This is a genomic window from Desulfallas thermosapovorans DSM 6562, assembly GCF_008124625.1.
GTDB classification, from domain to species: domain Bacteria; phylum Bacillota; class Desulfotomaculia; order Desulfotomaculales; family Desulfallaceae; genus Sporotomaculum; species Sporotomaculum thermosapovorans.
In genome coordinates this window covers 1-18073 of sequence record NZ_VNHM01000021.1, presented here as the reverse complement: position 1 = coordinate 18073, position 18073 = coordinate 1, and the positions used below count along the sequence as shown (strand labels likewise).

18 protein-coding genes and 1 pseudogene are annotated in these 18073 nt (G+C 41.9%); all 19 read left to right on the top strand.

From position 1 onward, the window contains the following. Position 1 precedes the first annotated feature (1 nt). On the top strand, positions 2–883 hold the full coding sequence (locus tag LX24_RS13700) for a tyrosine-type recombinase/integrase (RefSeq protein WP_166512709.1): 882 nt from the start codon (positions 2–4) through the stop codon (positions 881–883). Positions 884–1064: 181 nt separating this feature from the next. Beyond that, entirely contained in the window at positions 1065–1595 is a 531-nt protein-coding gene (locus LX24_RS13695) for a winged helix-turn-helix transcriptional regulator (RefSeq protein ID WP_166512708.1), read from the top strand. Positions 1596–1701: 106 nt separating this feature from the next. Beyond that, complete coding sequence (locus LX24_RS13690) at positions 1702–1911, top strand: 2-oxoisovalerate dehydrogenase (protein ID WP_166512707.1); 210 nt, start codon at positions 1702–1704, stop codon at positions 1909–1911. After that, complete coding sequence (locus tag LX24_RS13685) at positions 1908–2168, top strand: type II toxin-antitoxin system HicA family toxin (RefSeq protein ID WP_166512706.1); 261 nt, start codon at positions 1908–1910, stop codon at positions 2166–2168. The genes LX24_RS13690 and LX24_RS13685 overlap by 4 nt, the downstream gene beginning before the upstream one ends. A 25-nt stretch (positions 2169–2193) precedes the next feature. Next, positions 2194–3114 carry a tyrosine-type recombinase/integrase gene (locus LX24_RS13680; protein ID WP_166512705.1) on the top strand — a complete coding sequence of 307 codons (921 nt, stop codon included), beginning with the start codon at positions 2194–2196 and terminating at the stop codon, positions 3112–3114. Between the two features lie 270 nt (positions 3115–3384). Beyond that, the gene (locus tag LX24_RS13675; protein WP_166512704.1) at positions 3385–4638 is read left to right on the top strand and encodes a lipopolysaccharide biosynthesis protein; all 1254 of its coding nucleotides are present in this window, start codon (positions 3385–3387) and stop codon (positions 4636–4638) included. 13 nt (positions 4639–4651) lie between these two features. Next, positions 4652–5782 (top strand): glycosyltransferase family 1 protein, encoded by a 1131-nt coding sequence (locus LX24_RS13670; protein WP_166512703.1) that lies wholly within the window; start codon positions 4652–4654, stop codon positions 5780–5782. A gap of 49 nt (positions 5783–5831) precedes the next feature. Further along, the gene (locus LX24_RS13665; RefSeq protein ID WP_166512702.1) at positions 5832–7055 is read left to right on the top strand and encodes an EpsG family protein; all 1224 of its coding nucleotides are present in this window, start codon (positions 5832–5834) and stop codon (positions 7053–7055) included. A 165-nt stretch (positions 7056–7220) separates the two neighbouring features. Next, positions 7221–8432, top strand: a complete 1212-nt coding sequence (locus tag LX24_RS13660) for a glycosyltransferase family 4 protein (protein WP_166512701.1) — start codon at positions 7221–7223, stop codon at positions 8430–8432. Beyond that, positions 8429–9457, top strand: coding sequence for an NAD-dependent epimerase/dehydratase family protein (locus LX24_RS13655; protein ID WP_166512700.1), 1029 nt, complete (start codon positions 8429–8431; stop codon positions 9455–9457). Before LX24_RS13660 ends, LX24_RS13655 begins: the two co-directional genes overlap by 4 nt. Before the next feature lie 72 nt (positions 9458–9529). Continuing rightward, positions 9530–10833: pseudogene (locus LX24_RS15325) on the top strand (nucleotide sugar dehydrogenase). Between the two features lie 50 nt (positions 10834–10883). Next, positions 10884–12116 carry a glycosyltransferase family 4 protein gene (locus tag LX24_RS13645; RefSeq protein ID WP_166512699.1) on the top strand — a complete coding sequence of 411 codons (1233 nt, stop codon included), beginning with the start codon at positions 10884–10886 and terminating at the stop codon, positions 12114–12116. 60 nt (positions 12117–12176) lie between these two features. Then, on the top strand, positions 12177–12269 hold the full coding sequence (locus tag LX24_RS15320) for an HD domain-containing protein (RefSeq protein WP_423244345.1): 93 nt from the start codon (positions 12177–12179) through the stop codon (positions 12267–12269). 14 nt (positions 12270–12283) lie between these two features. Beyond that, positions 12284–12871, top strand: coding sequence for a hypothetical protein (locus tag LX24_RS13635; protein ID WP_166512698.1), 588 nt, complete (start codon positions 12284–12286; stop codon positions 12869–12871). Positions 12872–13022: 151 nt separating this feature from the next. Next, on the top strand, positions 13023–14699 hold the full coding sequence (locus tag LX24_RS13630; RefSeq protein WP_166512697.1) for a DUF262 domain-containing protein: 1677 nt from the start codon (positions 13023–13025) through the stop codon (positions 14697–14699). Positions 14700–14789: 90 nt separating this feature from the next. Beyond that, positions 14790–15413, top strand: a complete 624-nt coding sequence (locus LX24_RS13625) for a sugar transferase (protein WP_166512696.1) — start codon at positions 14790–14792, stop codon at positions 15411–15413. A 12-nt stretch (positions 15414–15425) separates the two neighbouring features. Continuing rightward, a complete protein-coding gene (locus LX24_RS13620) occupies positions 15426–16067 on the top strand; it encodes an acetyltransferase (RefSeq protein WP_166512695.1) in 642 nt (213 codons plus the stop codon). A 142-nt stretch (positions 16068–16209) separates the two neighbouring features. Then, entirely contained in the window at positions 16210–16602 is a 393-nt protein-coding gene (locus LX24_RS13615; protein ID WP_243131756.1) for a DegT/DnrJ/EryC1/StrS family aminotransferase, read from the top strand. A gap of 322 nt (positions 16603–16924) precedes the next feature. Next, positions 16925–18073 (top strand): HD domain-containing protein (locus LX24_RS13610; RefSeq protein WP_166512694.1); only part of this gene is annotated, 1149 nt, incomplete at its 3' end.

Here is an 18073-nt window from a genome sequence, read left to right as displayed (position 1 = left end):
TATGCTCCGCCTGCAGGTGAAAAGTTACCTAACCGAACTGAAAATGAAAGGCAGCTCGGCGCATACATTAAGCAATTACAGCTACCATTTAGATAAATTCATATCCTTTGTGGAAAGTAGCGGGCTGGACTTTACCACCCTGACTTTGAAGCAAGTCAAACAGTTTCGCAACCACCTGGTGCAGCAGGGATTAAAACCCCGCACCATCAACGCGGTGCTGGCCGCCTTGAAAAGTTTTTATGACTTTCTGGTGGATGAGCAGGAGGTGCAGGGCAATCCCATTATCACCCGCCGTTTGCGGGTCAAGGAAGGCCAATCCCTGCCCCGCTTCATGACGCCGGAAGAACTGAAGATATTCAACCGGTGGCTGAAAACCATCCCCCGCCATATGGCCCTTGGCTATCGCACCATGCTGGCCACCGGCATGAGGGTGAGTGAAGTATCCTCCGTTACCCCTAACGATATCATTGTGCTGGACAACGGCGGCTATATCTTCCGGGTACGGCATGGTAAAGGGGACAAGGAGCGGTATGTGCCCGTTATTGATGCCGGGGTGGTAAATGAATTAATTGACTTCGTGGGGGACCGCCGGGACGATGAACCTTTATTCGGGGTTACCAGTCATGCCTTTAAATGGTGGGCCCGCAAATGCCGCCTGGAAACCGGAGTGGCCTTCCACTCCCACCGGTGCCGGCATACCACGGGCACCCAACTATTGCAAAGGGGAGTCTTTATAGATAAAGTGCAGGACGTGCTGGGGCACGCCGACATTTCCACCACCCGGCGCTACGCTAAAACCGCCCCGGAAGCTATCTATGAACTGGCGGCTAAAGTGGATGAAATAAAGGAACGCCGGGCATTGTACAGGTTCTGGTTGCGGTAATTTGAGTGATAAAATGTGGGATATATCATTTTTTAATATTAAGGGAATAACCTGCCTATATTGACAAAATTTTTGTCCTGAGTTAAAATGTTCAATGATTGAACATTTTAGCCCGCACCCTAACCAGGTAAAAGTGTTCGGGTGCGGTTCGGTAATATATATATATATATATAGGTGAAAAATGTCGATTCATGAATATGAAATATTAAGTCATATAGAGAAAAACAAAGATTTATCCCAGCGTCAAATCGCCAGCAGGACCGGCCTTTCGGTGGGCACCGTAAACCTACTGCTGAAAAAAATGGTCCATAAAGGGCTGGTCAAGCTGGAAAGGGTCAACGGCAGGACGCTGCGTTATATTCTAACCCCCAGGGGCATGGCTGAAAAAACCCGGCTGGCTTATCAGTATCTTAAAGCAGCATACAAGCAGATCATCAAAATAAGCCGGGCGATGGAACAAGTTATAACCGAACACCAGGTTACTTATGGCCCCGTAAAGGAAATCATACTCTGCGGAAGCCCCGGCGATGTGCTGGCCGTATTAAAAATTGCCGCGCACGACCTGGGGGTAAATTACAGAATATCCGAAGGGATTAACGATTTACCGGAGGATCTTTTGGAAAACGCTCTGGTGATCACCTGGGATGACGCCCGGGTGGATCATATGGATGGCAAATATAATGTTGTAAATATACTTGAGAAAATGAGTTAAACGTTCAATGGTTGAATGTTTGGTATGAAATGCTTATATTTAGATGCCGCGAGGCAAAATATATATAAAGGAAAACATGGGCAGTTCGAATATAAGGTGTGAGAAAATGAAAAACGAGATAATCTTTATTGTTAAAGAAGCTCCAGAAGGTGGTTATATTGCTAGGGCTCTGGGGTATTCTATATTCTCGGAAAGTGATACTTTGGATGCAATAAAAGAAGAGATAAAAGACGCGGTAAGATGTCATTTTGATGATCAAGAAATGCCGGATATGGTAAAAATTCATTTCATAAAAGAAGAGATTTTGGCAATATGAGAATTCCTCGTGATATTGATGCCAAGCAGTTTACTGTTATTTTGAAGAAATATGGGTATTCTGTTACTAGACAAACAGGAAGCCATATTCGCCTGACATCCAACATAAAAAAGAGAAAGCACCATATTACTGTGCCTGCCCACAACCCTCTGAGGGTGGGCACATTGAGTGCTGTTATTACCGACATTGCTCAGTATATGGGGAAAAGCAAACAAGATGTAATTGTCGAGCTGTTTTATAACGAGAATAATACATAGTCATCCCAAAAGGGTTAAATTAAAAATGCAATCCAAGTTAAGGGAACTAATAAAAGAATATCTGATTGATTTCAAAATGCGTGGTAATTCGGAGGTAACTGTAAAAGGATACGCATATAATTTGAGCAGGTTTGTAAACTTTGCCGATAAAAATAATATTAATTTTCTTGCCCTGAATCCCACCCACGCCAGGCTGTACAGAAATTCCCTGGTGGAAGCGGGACTAAAACCCCGGTCAGTGAATAAAGCTGTATCAGTACTTAAGGGTTTTTATGATTTTCTGATTGAAGAAGGCAAAATTGCCGGCAACCCCATAAACACCAGAAGACTGCGTGTAAAGGAAGGACAAGCTCTGCCAAAATTCATGACTACCGCCGAGCTTGAGTTGCTGGATAACTGGTTAAGTACAATCCCGGAAACAATTGCTCTAGGATTTCGCACTATGCTGGCCACCGGAATGCGCACAAGTGAAGTTGTGGCTATGAAATGTAACGATCTAATTAGATTAGATAACGGTGGCTATATCATTCGGGTTAGGCATGGCAAAGGAAATAAGGAAAGATATGTACCGGTGATGGATGCAGAAGTGGCCAGGAAATTGGCGGAGATACAAAAGGAAAGGACTGGTGAGGCATCTCTAATTGATGTTACACCAATTCAATACAGGAATTGGTCTTACAAGTGCAAAAAACAAATTGGCGTGCATTTTTATCCCCATCGTTGCCGACATACAGTAGGTACCCAACTACTGCAAAAAGGTGTGGCAATTGACAAGGTTCAGGAAGTACTGGGCCATGAAAACATTTCCACCACCCGGCGTTATGCCAAAACAGCACCGGAAGCTGTACTGGAGCTGGCCGCTAAAGCGGATCAGGTCAAAGAGACAAATGGCATATATTGTTGTTTAATGAATGAGATTTTTTTGGAAAAGAAGCAGGAATTTTGAAGTCCTTGCTGAATTTTGCTATATAAAGAAGGAAATTCCGGAGCAGTTTTGTCGCAAACGTTATGTATAGTGTGTCGTGGGATGTTGGTGTTTAGTGAAGGTGAATATTTTACATATGAAACAGGTGTTAGGTTATGTTTACATATATACTCTTATAATTAGGACGCGCCAATTTGGGGTGAGCAAGTTGGGGGTGTCCTTTTTAGTTTAACAAATTAATGTATCCAATACTTTCGCATTAAAGAAAATGATGGGAAGCATAATGTTTTTATGATATCAAATGATAAACAAATTAAACCTATGTCCCTGCGCCGAAACTTCTCCTGGACGTTTACGGGTAACGTTATTTATGCCGCCTGCCAGTGGGGTATGTTAATGGCGATGGCAAAACTAGGCACTCCCGTCGTGGTGGGGCAATATACGCTGGGCTTAGCTGTAACGGCACCTGTGTTTATGTTGACTAATTTGCAGTTAAGGGGCGTTCAAGCCACGGATGCCAAAGATGAACATTCCTTTGGTGAATATTTGGGGCTGCGAATTTCCGGCAGCGCTGTTGCCCTAGCCATAATTTTATTAATTATTTGGTTCGGTGGTTACCGTGGGGAAACAGCGGTTGTTATTATGTTGCTTGGTTTAGCCAAATTTATTGAATCCGTTAGCGATATTTGTTTTGGCTTGGCTCAAAAACACGAACAAATGCAATTGATTGCTAAGTCACATATTGTTAAAGGAATTCTGTCGCTGGTTGTTTTGGTTATTATACTTATAGTCACAGGTAGCATTACATTAAGTATTGTAGGTTTAATCATTAGCTGGTTTCTAGTCCTGGTTCTTTATGATTGGGTTAACACTCGTAACTTTAGTGAACCACAGCCGGTCTTTAGTGGTGAAAAGTTATGGCCGTTGGCTCGGCTAAGTTTACCCCTTGGTGCTGTTATGGCTTTAATTTCATTGAACTCAAATATTCCACGTTACTTCATAGAACATGAACTGAGCATTGAAGCATTAGGTTATTTTTCAGCCATGGCTTATTTAATTGTAGCAGGAAATACTGTTGTAAGTGCGCTGGGGCAGTCAGCCAGCCCGCGTTTGGCTAAATATTTTGCCTTTGCCAATATGAAGGCTTACCGGCGGCTGCTGTTAAAGCTAGCCCTTTTAGGTGCTGGGCTGGGTATAATGGGTCTGGGCGTGTCTGTTACCTTTGGCCGAGAAATTCTTGCCTTGCTTTATACGCCGGAGTATGCGGAATATGCCGGTATCTTTAACTTGATTATCGTAAGCGCCGGCATTGGATATGTAGCATCATTTTTAGGCTACGGGTTAACAGCGGCTAGGTTTTTCAAAATCCAGCCAGCTATTTTTTGCATAGTAACTTTAGTTAGTTTATCCTCATGTGCCATATTAATTCCCATTGCCGGACTTAAAGGCGCGGCTTATGCTTTAATTATTACTTCACTGGTGCAGTTATTGGTTAGTTTGTTAGCAATAGTTTATAAAATGCATTTTATACCGGCAAAACGATAGGAGCGCTGTATTAATGCAAAAAAATAAACCTGTTCGTATTCTTCACTTTTTTGGCGGTATGAACCGTGGCGGCGCGGAAACCATGATTATGAATATCTACCGCCATATAGACCGTGATAAAGTACAGTTTGATTTTGCAGTACATACAAAGGAACAATGCCATTATGATAACGAGATTAAAGATTTGGGAGGACGGATAATTCACCTCCCAAGCCCTGCCAAGGTAGGTCCCCGTGTATATGGCCGGACGTTGATGCAGGTGCTGCATAAATACGGGCCTTTTCACGGTGTACATAGCCATGTACATTACTATAGCGGTTTTATTGTACGTACTGCTCAAAAAGCTGGGTTGACTTTGCGTATTTCCCACAGTCATAACACTCAAGACGGTAAAACTGATACAATAAAAAGACTTATTTACCGCCAGTTTATGCGCCACCTTATTTTAAAACATTCCACGCACCTGTATGGTTGTTCCCGTGCAGCAGGACAGCATTTATTCGGTCCCGATTGTGGAAGTGATTCCCGGTTTAGAGTGATACCTAATGCTATAGAGCTGTCCAAATTTAAATTAGGGGATAAACATGAACTAAGAGACAAGCTCTTGTTGCCGGTAAACGTGCCTCTAATTGGGCATGTGGGTAGGTTTCATGAACAGAAAAACCATAAATTTTTAATTGAGATTTTTCATGCCCTTTTAAAAAAATTACCCGATGCTCACTTGGTGCTTGTGGGTGATGGCCCGTTAAAAACCGAAATTGAAACAATTATTCATGCCAAGGGTATTGATAACCGTGTCCATATGCTGGGAATAAGAGATGACGTTCCGCTTATTATGGGCGCTTTGGATCTTTTTCTCTTTCCGTCCCTTTATGAAGGGCTACCGGTTGTTTTAATAGAGGCCCAAGCAGCAGGGGTTCCTTGTGTTGTTTCAGATGTGATTACCAAGGAAGTTGATATGAAGCTGGGTTTGATGGAGTTTGTTGGGTTGCAAAGTGATGTTGATTATTGGGTAAAGCGGGTTATAAAATGCTTGCAATTAGAACGCCCTCGATTTGGGGAAAGAGTGGTTGAATTAAAAACAGCCGGTTATGATGTCGAACAAGTGGCTAAAGATTTAGAAGTCCTATATAGTAAGTTTTAGTTATTTAGACTAACGCTAAAATAATTAGATTATAGAGGTATGCTTAGTAATGTTTCAAGCTGGAAATAAAATTGAGAGCACTAAAAATACTATATCGAACAGGCAGTTCGTGGATATTGCTATTTTATATTTATATATTTTTATAGCGTTTGGGATGTGTGTTATTTTACCGGAGGAACAACTAAGCACTGCATTATATTATAGTGCGATTATTTTAAGTGCTGTGTTTTTTGCTGCTTTAGCTGAAAAATCTAAAACAACCTTCGAGTTTAAAATGTACATAACATTGTCGTTTTTAATTTTGTTTCTAACGTTTGCTTTAAGAAGTTACACGGCTATTGATGATCCTTCCTATATTAGAATTTTTAATGATGTTACTATGTATGGGTGGTTTTATGTCTTTCGGACGGAAACAATTGAACCGGGATACCTGATATTGAATAATTTAATATCGCAGTTTACAAGTAATTATTTATATATGCAAATAACCACTTCTTTTGTGCCATTGTTTCTTTTTTATCGGGTTTTTGTGAAGTTTAGACACATAATAAGTTTGCCAATGGCAATTTTTCTATTAATCACTATGTTATACTTTCAAATGCTTGCAGTGGGTTTATTGAGAATGTTTATTGCCTTAGGTATTGTTTTAAATGCCTTGCCTTATATTGTGCAAAGAAATGCGACAAAATATGTGTTGCTAGTTTTAATTGCCGGTTTTTTTCACTACTCATCGCTTTTTATGTTGTTGTTTGCTTACTTTGCATTAAAGAAAGATTATCTTTCAAAGAGAGTAAAGAGGTTTTTAATTATTGGATTTATTGCTACGCCTTTTATTTTTATGGGTATCTCGAAATTTTTAGTTCCACTTATGGGGGAGCGTTATGCAGGTTATGCTATGGTAAATGATTTTAGCTTTTCTATCTTAAGTTTTGACACGGTTCCATTGTTGATATTGCTGCTGTTATTTTATAATAAAATTGATATAAAAAAATTAGACTATTATAAACTTTTTATGTCGGTTTTTGCCGTATCCTTTATTGTGTCTTTTTATAGTAGTATGGTTTCACTAGGGAGATTGATTTTTTACGCAAATAGTGCCTTTTTTATAGCCGCTCCAATGGCTTGTAAAGCGTTAAATAGAGATTCCAGGAGGTTTTTTTTATATTTTTTGATAATTGTATATGGTTTTTTGTATTTGTATAAAACGCAATTTGCATTGGATAGTCATATACCATATCTTTTTCCGTATCATGGTTTGTTTATCAAAATTTAAATTGAGCTTGACATTATTTTTATAAGCTTCGTTATTTCCAGGCTGGCACGTGACACAACAAAGGTGATTATAAATCGGAATCACCACGGGACAGAGGGGTTTCTAATTGTGGTATAAATTATTTATGAAACTTTTCGAATAGGCTCTTAAAATAAGGGGGTTTTTATGAAAGCCGTATTTGCCCATGACACTATCTTATACAAAAACAATCCAAACGAATACTATACCAACGGCAACCTTCCTTACGAAGTATTCCAACGGTATCTGCAGCACTTTGATGAACTAACCGTTATCTCAAGATGCCAAGATATTTCTACACTTGAATCCACAAAAGGCCTAAAACTTTCAAGCGGGCCAAATGTGTCCTTTGTTCCAGTGCCATCCCTTAGTAACCCCAAGGCTATGCTATTTAAGCGAAATAAAGCGCAAAAAATATTGTTCGATGAGATTAGCAAGGCCGATGCGCTTATTGCCCGGGTTAGTTTAACCGGAAGATTGGCCATTCAAGTGGCGGAGCGATTAAAAAAGCCATGGGCCGTGGAGGTGGTTGGTTGCTCATGGGATGCATTGTGGAATTATGGCAACTGGAAAGGGAAAGTTTATGCACCCTATGCAGAGTTGCAAAATAAAGCATTAATTCGCCGTGCACCCTTTGTATTATACGTAACTAAAGAATTCTTACAAAAGCGTTATCCCTCGAACGGTAAAACAGTTGCCTGCTCAGATGTGGAGTTGCCCTTTACTTCTGATGATGTGCTTCAAATGAGACTTGTGCGCATTAAAAATAAACCATCACCTCTTAAGATTGGCTTAATTGGGTCCATGTCCGCTAAATATAAAGGTATTGACGTGGCTTTGAAAGCATTGTATAACGCAAAAAAGGAATTGCCTCCCTTTGAGTTTCATATTCTTGGGAGTGGTAATGCCGAACCTTTTAAGGAGATTGCCCGCAAACTTGGTTTATCTGAAATTACATATTTTTGTGGTACATTACCCGGGGGGAATCCCGTTTTAAATTGGTTGGATAATATAGATCTCTATATTCAACCCAGCTTAACAGAAGGATTGCCACGGGCATTAATTGAGGCTATGAGCAGGGGTTGTCCTGCATTGGGGTCCACGGCGGGTGGTATACCTGAATTACTGGACGAATCATGCCTGCATAAACCGGGTGATAGTAACGCATTATCCGAGGCGATTCTAAAAAGCGTAAATAACCACGAATGGTTGGAACAACAGGCCAGGCGAAACTTTATCACTGCATCGGATTACACAAAGGACAAGATAGATAAGGCTAGATATGATTTTTGGAGTGAATTTGCACAATATGTTAAGAGTTTGAACAAACGAAAGGCAGGCGAGATTAACTTAAATTGAGTAGATATCAACAACTTCAACTAAGCTTGTTGGAAAATCGTAAAACTTGGCTGATAACTGGTGTGGCTGGTTTCATAGGTTCTAACTTGATGGAAAAGCTATTGCAGCTCAATCAAGAGGTAATAGGTCTTGATAATTTTTCCACCGGGCATAAACACAATATTGATGCTGTCCTAAACAACGTTACTGGCGAACAGGCATCCAGGTTTAAGCTTATCGAAGGGGATATTAGGGAACTGGAAATCTGTAAAACATGCTGCGAAAATGCGGATGTCGTTTTACACCAAGCTGCTTTGGGTTCTGTTCCGCGTTCTATAAATGATCCCATTGCCACCAATCAAAACAACATTGATGGTTTTCTAAATATACTTGTAGCAGCAAGGGATGCCGGAGTGCAGCGTTTCGTATACGCTGCTTCCAGTTCTACATATGGCGATCACCCCGATTTGCCTAAAGTGGAAAATAGAATTGGACAACCCCTTTCGCCTTACGCCGTAACTAAATATGTAAATGAATTATATGCTAGGGTATTTGGTCAAATATATAACATGCAATGTATCGGTCTTCGTTATTTCAATGTTTTTGGCCGCAGGCAGGATCCAAACGGGGCTTATGCGGCGGTCATTCCTAAATGGATTGCCGGTCTTTTTAGGAGCGAGCCGGTTTATATTAATGGAGACGGTGAAACCAGCCGGGATTTTTGTTATATAGATAATGCCGTCCAGGCCAATTTATTGGCCGCTAGCGTAAAGGATGAAAAAGCAGTTGGGCAAGTGTACAATGTTGCCTTTGGTGACCGTACAACGTTGAACCAGTTATTCTATATGATTCGTGACTTGGTTAGCGAAATGCAACCAGAGGCTGCCAATATAAAACCTGTTTACCGGGATTTCCGGCCTGGGGACGTGCGACATTCTCAGGCAGATATAAGCAAGGCGAAACAACTTTTGGGCTATGAACCAGCTTATGCGGTTTTTGACGGGCTACGGGAAACGGTAACTTGGTTTAAGGACAATGTAATTTAGTTTTACTTGGGACATGTTCCGTGATGTGAGGTTTTGAGGTAGGTTACTATAAGCAAGCCGTGGGGGATAAAAATGCAAAATTTTATACAAAAGATTGAAGATAAATCATGTGTTGTCGGTGTCATTGGTATGGGCTATGTGGGTTTGCCCCTGGCCCTGGTATTCAGCCGGGCTGGGTTTAAAGTTATTGGTTTTGACAACGATGAGAGCAAAGTCGATCTGCTAAACTCCGGGCAATCGTATATAAAACATATTAGCTCGGAAGAAGTGACAAGTGCCAGAAACAATGCTTTTTTGGAAGCGACAGCCGATTTTCGAAGGTTGGGGGAACCGGATGCCATATTAATCTGTTTACCTACGCCACTAACGATTCAAAGGGAACCGGACCTCACTTACATAAATAATGCTGTTTCCGCCATTTCAGCGTGCCTGCGGTCGGGGCAACTTATTGTTTTGGAAAGTACCACTTATCCCGGCACAACTGACGAAGTCATCTTGCCTGTATTATTGAAAAGTGGTTTAACTGTGGGAAAAGATTTCTTTTTAGCTTATTCGCCCGAACGTGAAGATCCCGGTAACCCCAAATTTAAAACTGAAGTTATACCAAAAGTTGTAGGAGGTACAACAGATGCATGCTTACAGGTGGCCAAGACATTGTATGGAAAGGTAGTCAAGGTTGTACCTGTTTCATCAACCCGGACAGCGGAAGCCACCAAGCTTTTGGAAAATATTTACCGTTCTGTTAATATTGCCATGATCAATGAAATGAAAATACTTTTTGACAAGATGGACATTGACGTTTGGGAGGTTATAGCGGCATCCAGTACCAAACCCTTTGGGTTTCAACCTTTTTACCCGGTCCGGGGTTAGGGGGGCATTGCATACCCATTGATCCCTTTTATCTGTCCTGGAAAGCGCGTGAATATGATTTCGCCACCCGTTTTATTGAACTGGCCGGTGAAATTAATACAAGCATGCCCTATTACGTGGTGGAAAAGACGGCGCGGGCACTTAATGACCGGGGCATTGCTATGAAAAACGCCCGGATTTTAATTATGGGTATTGCCTATAAAAAAGATGTTGACGATCAAAGGGAATCACCGGCTTTGAAAATTATCCAGTTACTTAACGAACGTGGCGCGGTAGTATCTTACCATGACCCGCATGTACCCCGTAGTGGTGGCCACCGGGCTTACCCCGGATGGGAAATGACTTCGGTGGAATTAACGGAGGAAAACTTAGCTGATTATGATTGCGTGGTCATTACTACAGACCATTCATGTATTGACTATGATTGGCTGCGGCAAAAAGCAAAGTTAATTGTTGATACAAGAAACTGTATTTCCGGTAAGTGGGCGAATGTGGTAAAGGCTTAGAATTTGGTATCAGTTGTTTATGCGCTATATTTGGTAAGGGGATGCAGAAGATGATAAGAAGACCCAAAGTTATTCATATTGTAACTGCGGCTAGCAGTGTGGGTTTGATGCGCGGGCAGTTGGCTTATCTCAGGGAAGCAGGTTTTGATGTTTACGTAATTTCATCGCCTGGCGAAAAGCTTCAGATCGCTAAAAATAGAGAGAAGGTAAATGTATATGCTGTACCGATGGAGAGGGAAATATCACCTTTAAAAGATTTCGTTGCATTATGGAGATTGTTTCTATTAATGAGGCGGATTAAACCCGTTATTGTAAATGTGGGTACACCCAAAGCAGGATTGCTTGGGGGAATCGCTGCCTATCTGGCAAGGGTTCCCTGTAGAATATACACCCTTCGCGGCTTACGTTTGGAAACTGCGAAAGGGTTTAAGAAAAACGTGTTGTACATTTGTGAAAAGGTAGCTGTATTTTGCGCACACCGTGTGTTGCCTGTAAGTAACAGCCTTTGTAGGCAGGCTGTGTCACTTGGACTTTTAGACCCTAAAAAAGCCCATGTTATTGGCAAAGGAAGTAGTAATGGAATAGATGTTTCCCGATTTGCTTCCATGAATGAAGGGGCTTTAAAACACGAAAAAATACGTTGTCAACTTGGCATCCCTGAAGATGTGCCTGTTATTGGTTTTGTTGGGCGGCTTACAAAAGATAAAGGAATTATTGAATTAATCAAAGCTTATAAAGTTGTGAAATCGGCTTTTCCGGATGTAAGATTAATTTTGATTGGAAGGTATGAAGAAGGCGATCCTGTTCCGCAAAATATTCGAGAGGAAATAAAGTCGGATAAAAATATCATACAAACCGGATATGTTAACGATGTAGCACCTTATTACCGTATAATGGATTGCTTGGCATTTCCAACGCACAGGGAAGGTTTAGGTAACGTTGCATTAGAGGCTGCAGCAGCCGGGGTGCCTGTTGTAGGAACACTAGCAACCGGAGTTGTGGATGCGGTAATTCACGGGGAAACAGGTTTACTAAGCCCCATTGGTGATGTTAAAGCATTGGCTGATAATCTAATTTGGGTTTTAAAGGATGAAAACTTAAGAAAAAGGTTAGGCAACGCAGGACGTAAATATGTTGAAGAACACTTTCAATCAGAATATATTTGGCAAGAGCTCAAGGATTTTTATTTGAAAGTCTTGGTAGAATGCGGCGTTGCGGAGAATAACAAAGAATGGGGGAGTTTATATAACGCTGCTGGCGAAAAGTATGTGAAATTGCAATAATGCCTGTTTATAACGGTTTATTTAAGTGGAGCATGTGTTACCTAAAAGTTTATCGTAATAGTGCGCTTGGCAAGCCTTTTGCACGATGTCGGGCATGGCCCTTTTTCCCATGCCGGGGAGGAATTGATGCCTGTTAACCCGGAGAAATTTTAAGGTGGGGGTAAAAAATGAGACTTACGCTTGATATCCCCTGGCACCGTTATGCCCTAATAGTGGCTTTAGCTGAAAAAATGCAGGGGAAAGGATACTGGTTTGGAAAAACGGCATTGCAAAAACTGGTTTATTTACTGGGGGCGGTCTATAAAGTTCCTTGCGGCTATCAATATTCACTGTATATCCACGGCCCCTATTGCAGCGAATTGACGGACGACCTGGATTATATGAACGCTTTAGGTGCTGTGTCGGTGGACTTTGATTCCCGGGTCAACGGCTATAGTATTTCACCGGCACCGGGAAAAGATGTCATAAAAAGCAAAGCAGAAGAATTTTTAGCAGTCCACCAGGAACACATAAACAAATTGTTGGATGAGTTCGGTTACATGAAAACCCGGGACCTGGAATTGCGCTCCACCATTGTTTATATTGACCGCGCCGCCCACAGGGAAAAAAGAAACCTGTCCGGGCGAGAGTTCATTCAGGAGATACATGGCATAAAACCCCATTTTTCTGTGTTGGAAATAGAGTCCGCTGTAGCTGAGCTGGAAGCAAAGGGGTATGTAGGTAGGTTGTCAGGGGTCAGGCTTAAAGTTTATTAAAGTAACTACATTATCAAGTATTACATAAAGAAGACCAGTAAACTTTCCCGTTTTAATTCAATTTGTTCCTACCTGTTGTCATTTTAAAGAAAAAGATCGGTGATTGGTTAACTAAATAAATGTCTGGAAAAGGGCAGGTGAAAACACGGTTATGTCTGCGGATATCGAAGGGAAACAGTTTCCCCTTAAAGAAGTATTCAGCGATTGGTTTGCTTTTTCCATACCTTACTACCAACGCCCCTACGCCTGGACTACTGAACAAGCCGGGGAGTTATTCGATGATCTAGTGGCTGCTTTGGGTGAAAGTGATGAACCTGTGCGAGAGCTGGATCCATACTTTTTGGGCAGTATTGTGCTCATCAAGGGGAAAGATCCTGAAGCCCAGGTTGTGGATGGCCAGCAGAGGCTTATAACTTTTACAATCTTATTGTCGGTATTGCGTGAACTGACGGCCGATACAAAGGTTGCCGGTGACCTGGAAAGGTTTCTGGTGGAAAAGGGCAGCTCTTTGCTGGATACGCCGGATCGTTATCGCTTGACGGTGCGCGCCCGGGACCAATATTTTTTTGAAAAATACATTCAATCCCGTGGCGGTATCGAAGAGTTGAAACAATTGAATGGTTCCCTTACGGACAGCCAGATTAATTTCAGGGACAACGCATTATTATTCCGTTCGCGTTTGCAAGAACTACCGGAGGCGAAACGGCAGCGACTGGCTCAGTATGTGTTACATAGATGTTTTCTGGTGGTGGTTTGGACGCCGGATATAGACTCGGCTTACCGGATTTTTTCTGTTTTAAACGACCGGGGTATGGATCTGTCCCATGCAGATATCCTCAAAGCCGAGATTATCGGTCAGATTCCCGAGGGGCAGCAAGCGGAATATGCCCGTAAATGGGAGGAAGCTGAGGAACAACTGGGGCGGGAGGCTTTTAAGGACCTTTTTGCCTACATCCGAATGATTTACCGTAAAACAAAGCCTCGGGCTACCGTTCTTAAAGAGTTTCGGGAAGCGGTGTGCGCGACTGAGGAACCACGGCAGTTGGTGGACCGGGTTCTTTTACCGATGGCTGATGCTTATAATGATATTTTATACGCTAATTATTCCAGCCCGGCCTTGGCCGGCGAGGTAAACAGGTATCTCGGTTGGCTCGGGCGCATCGATAATACAGACTGGATACCACCGGCTATCTTGTTCCTGGTTCGGAATAACAACCAGCCGGAAAAATTGGTTCATTTTTTCCGCGATTTGGAGCGCCTGGCGGCTGGAATGATGATTACCAGGACCTATATAAACCAGCGCATTGATCGTTACGGAGCGTTGCTAAAGGCCATAGAGGCAGGGGAAGATCTATACACGGATACTTCTCCGCTGCAACTGACTGCTGAAGAACGACGTTTGGTTATCGAAGCCCTTGACGGGGATATCTACCGTCAAGTTAAAGTTCGCCTGCTGGTTCTACTGCGCTTGGACGCCGCGTTATCCAGTGGGGAAGCTGTTTATAATTACCGGGTAATTTCAGTGGAGCACGTGTTGCCCCAAAACCCGCCGCAGGGTAGCAAGTGGCTGGAGTGGTTTCCTGCCGAAGGCGACCGGGATCAGTGGACACACCGGTTGGGGAACCTGGTTTTGTTATCCCGCAGCAAGAATAGCCAGGCGCGCAATTTTGAGTTTGAGCGTAAGAAAAATGAATATTTTGCACGAAAAGGGACTTCACCCTTTGCGTTGACTACCCAGGTGTTGATGGAAGAAGAGTGGACGCAGGATGTGGTTAAGCAGCGGCAGCAGAAGCTTTTAGATACGTTGAAGCAGGTTTGGCGGTTGTAAATCGAGATAAGTTGCCATGCTGAAAAGCCGCCTGTTTAAAATATATGGTGGCTTGATATTGACCTTTATACAAGTAAAGGGTAAAGAGGTATGCGTATGTATACAATTAAAAGAACAATGGATTTTTTGATTTCCTTAATTGGTTTGATTGTTATATTTCCCATCCTGGCTATAGTGGCTATCCTAATTCGTTTGAATATGGGAACCCCTGTAATTTTCCGGCAGGTGCGCCCCGGTTTGCATGGCAAACCCTTTACCATGTATAAATTTAGAACCATGAAAGACGAGCGTGACGGGCAGGGTAACCCATTGCCGGATGAGCAGCGCTTAACTCGTTTGGGGCGTTTTTTACGTGCCACCAGTTTGGACGAGCTGCCGGAGTTGTGGAACGTGTTAAAGGGGGATATGAGCCTTGTGGGGCCGCGACCTCTATTAATGGAGTACCTCGATCGGTATACACCGGAGCAGGCCCGCCGCCACGAGGTAAAACCCGGAATAACCGGGTGGGCGCAGGTTAACGGGCGTAATGCTGTTAGCTGGGAAGAACGATTTAAACTGGATATTTGGTATGTGGATAATTGGGGGTTACGGATGGATATAAAGATACTATGGCTTACATTATTAAAAACGATTAAACGCGAAGGAATAAGTGCCCAGGGGCATGCTACCATGCCGGAATTTAAAGGGCAAGAGCAGCGTCAATATGGGGCTTGAAGGTGATACTATTTGAAAAAGCTGGTTATAATCGGCGCCGGTGGTTTTGCCCGGGAAGTTGCCTGGCTCGTTGAGGATATAAATGCTGTAAATGAAGAATGGGAATTGCTCGGTTTTATTGATGAAAATGTTGCCAATCACGGTAAGGTTTTAAACGGTTTTCCCGTATTGGGCGACTTTGATTTTTTTTATAACCGGCGTATCAATGAACCCGTTTATACCGTGTGTGCAGTGGGTAACCCCGGAAGCAAAATGAACCTGGTAAAAAAGGCTGTAGAGTGGGGATATAAGTTTGTGAATTTGATTCACCCTTCTGTGATGATGTCTCGCCATGTGGAAATGGGTGTTGGGAATATAATTTGTGCCGGTAATATTCTAACTGTAAATATTAGCTTAGGGAGCCATATAATTATTAACTTGAATTGTACTATTGGGCATGATGTCATAATGAACGATTATTCAACATTGCTACCAGGTGTAAATGTTTCCGGGAATGTTGTTTTAAATACAGGATGTAATATTGGTACTAATTCCTCAATAATCCAAGGAATTAACATCGGTGAGTGGTCCACAATTGGCGCCGGTGCAGCAGTGGTTCGGGATATACCGCCCCGTTGCACTGCGGTGGGCGTTCCGGCCAAACCGATTAAATAGGGGTCAGGCTTAAAGTTTATTAAACTAACTGTATTATTCGGATAAGTTGTTATTGGACCTTGGTTAATATCTCCAGAAAAATTCACGATCTATGTGATTCATTAATAATTTTTTAAGTAAAAAATTGTGGAGTGATTACATATTGAATAAACTTGCCATTGACGGGGGAATGCCCGTGCGTGCAATGCCCTTTGCCCCCTGGCCATATTTTGCCGCTGGTGAGATTACAGCGGCCGGTGACGTTCTAAAATCCGGCAAGGTGAACTACTGGACCGGGGAAGAGGGGCGGGAATTTGAAAGAGAGTTTGCCGCCTTTACCGGCTGCCGGTATGCCGTGGCCCTGGCCAACGGAACTGTGGCCTTGGAGCTGGCCCTTTATGCCCTGGGCATAGGCCCCGGTGATGAAGTTATTGTAACCAGCCGTACCTTCATTGCTTCAGCCACTTGCGCCGTAATGCGGGGAGCCACTCCGGTGATGGCCGATGTAGACCCTGTAAGCCAGAATATAACCGCTGAAACCATTGCAATTAAATAGGGGTCAGGCTTAAAGTTTATTAAACTAACTGTATTATTCGGATAAATTGTTATATAGGGCCTGTTGTTATCCAAAGGATTAACATTGGAAAAGTACCGTTTTTATCGGTTATAATGATACAGGCGAATTTAGTAAAAAAATTTATAAAATAACTGTGGAAGTTAGGAAAATAAAATGGGGAGCAATTAATTTATGGTAAAATATCGATAATATTTAACTAAAATAGGCTATAAAAGGAAATGCACATATGGAAATCAATAATGAATAACGTATATTCCGACCTCTTGAGATATAGAAAAATCCTCTCAACGGAGGCGCTGGTATGGTAAACCAAAAGATTATTCAGGTTGCAGATTCACTGCATGGCTCAATCCAAATTAGTTATCTAGAGAAACAAATTATTTCTACGCAAGCTTTTAACCGTTTACATAACATTTTGCAGAATTCTACTGTTTATCTTACATATCCATCCAATCAAACTAAACGATTTGTACATTCCCTGGGAACGATGCATTTAGGCGGGTTAATTTTTTATAATAGCCTGCTGAATGCGGATAATGAAGTTAGGGATATGTTTTTAGATAGTATTAACGATGAAATTGAAAAATTAGGTAATGATAATGATTTTAATAGAACGTTGCGTTTAAGTCTGGGTGACAGCTTTGTAGATTTGATGCAGGACTATAGAAACATAAGGATAATATATGATCGTGAACCAATTTACCAATTAAATACTCCAAAGGTTATTAACGATAAGCACCTTTTTTCCTACATTTTAATTTATCAAGCAATTCGCCTTGCAGCATTACTGCATGATGTTGGGCATCCTCCTTTTAGCCACATATCTGAGAATGCGTTAAAAGAGATATGGAAAGATGTAAAAGACATGCCTGACGTCGATTTAAACGAGAGAAGAACATACTTTAAAAATTCACTAAAAAAATTTTTTGAGAATAATGCCCATTTACACGAGGAAATAGGATATAGAATTGCGGAGCGTTTGACTGAATCTGTAATTTGTAATGGACCTGAGCAAAGGGATGAAGCACAGGTACAATTATTTTACTGGTTGGTAAGCAAATTTGTTACTTATATTTTTACCGAAGAAAGTTCGCTTTTTGAAGATATTCACCGCATTATTGACGGGTCTATAGATTGCGACCGGCTTGATTATGTGACCAGGGATTTGGAAAACTCCGGATTTAATTATGGACGTATTGAATATGACAGATTGATTAGATCCATGAGGCTTATTATAATGAATGGTCATTTTCTTTTTTGCCCAGATATTAGAACCTTAAGTACTGTTGAGGACTTTTTTAATCGTAGATGGCTACTTTATAAGTATGTTATATATCATCACCGTGTCATAAAAACGGATTATCTTCTTGAAAAGGCAATAGTCGGCTTGGCAAGGAGTTATTTGGGAAATCCCGAGAAAGAGAATGAGTACAATGGCGGAGTGTTGCCA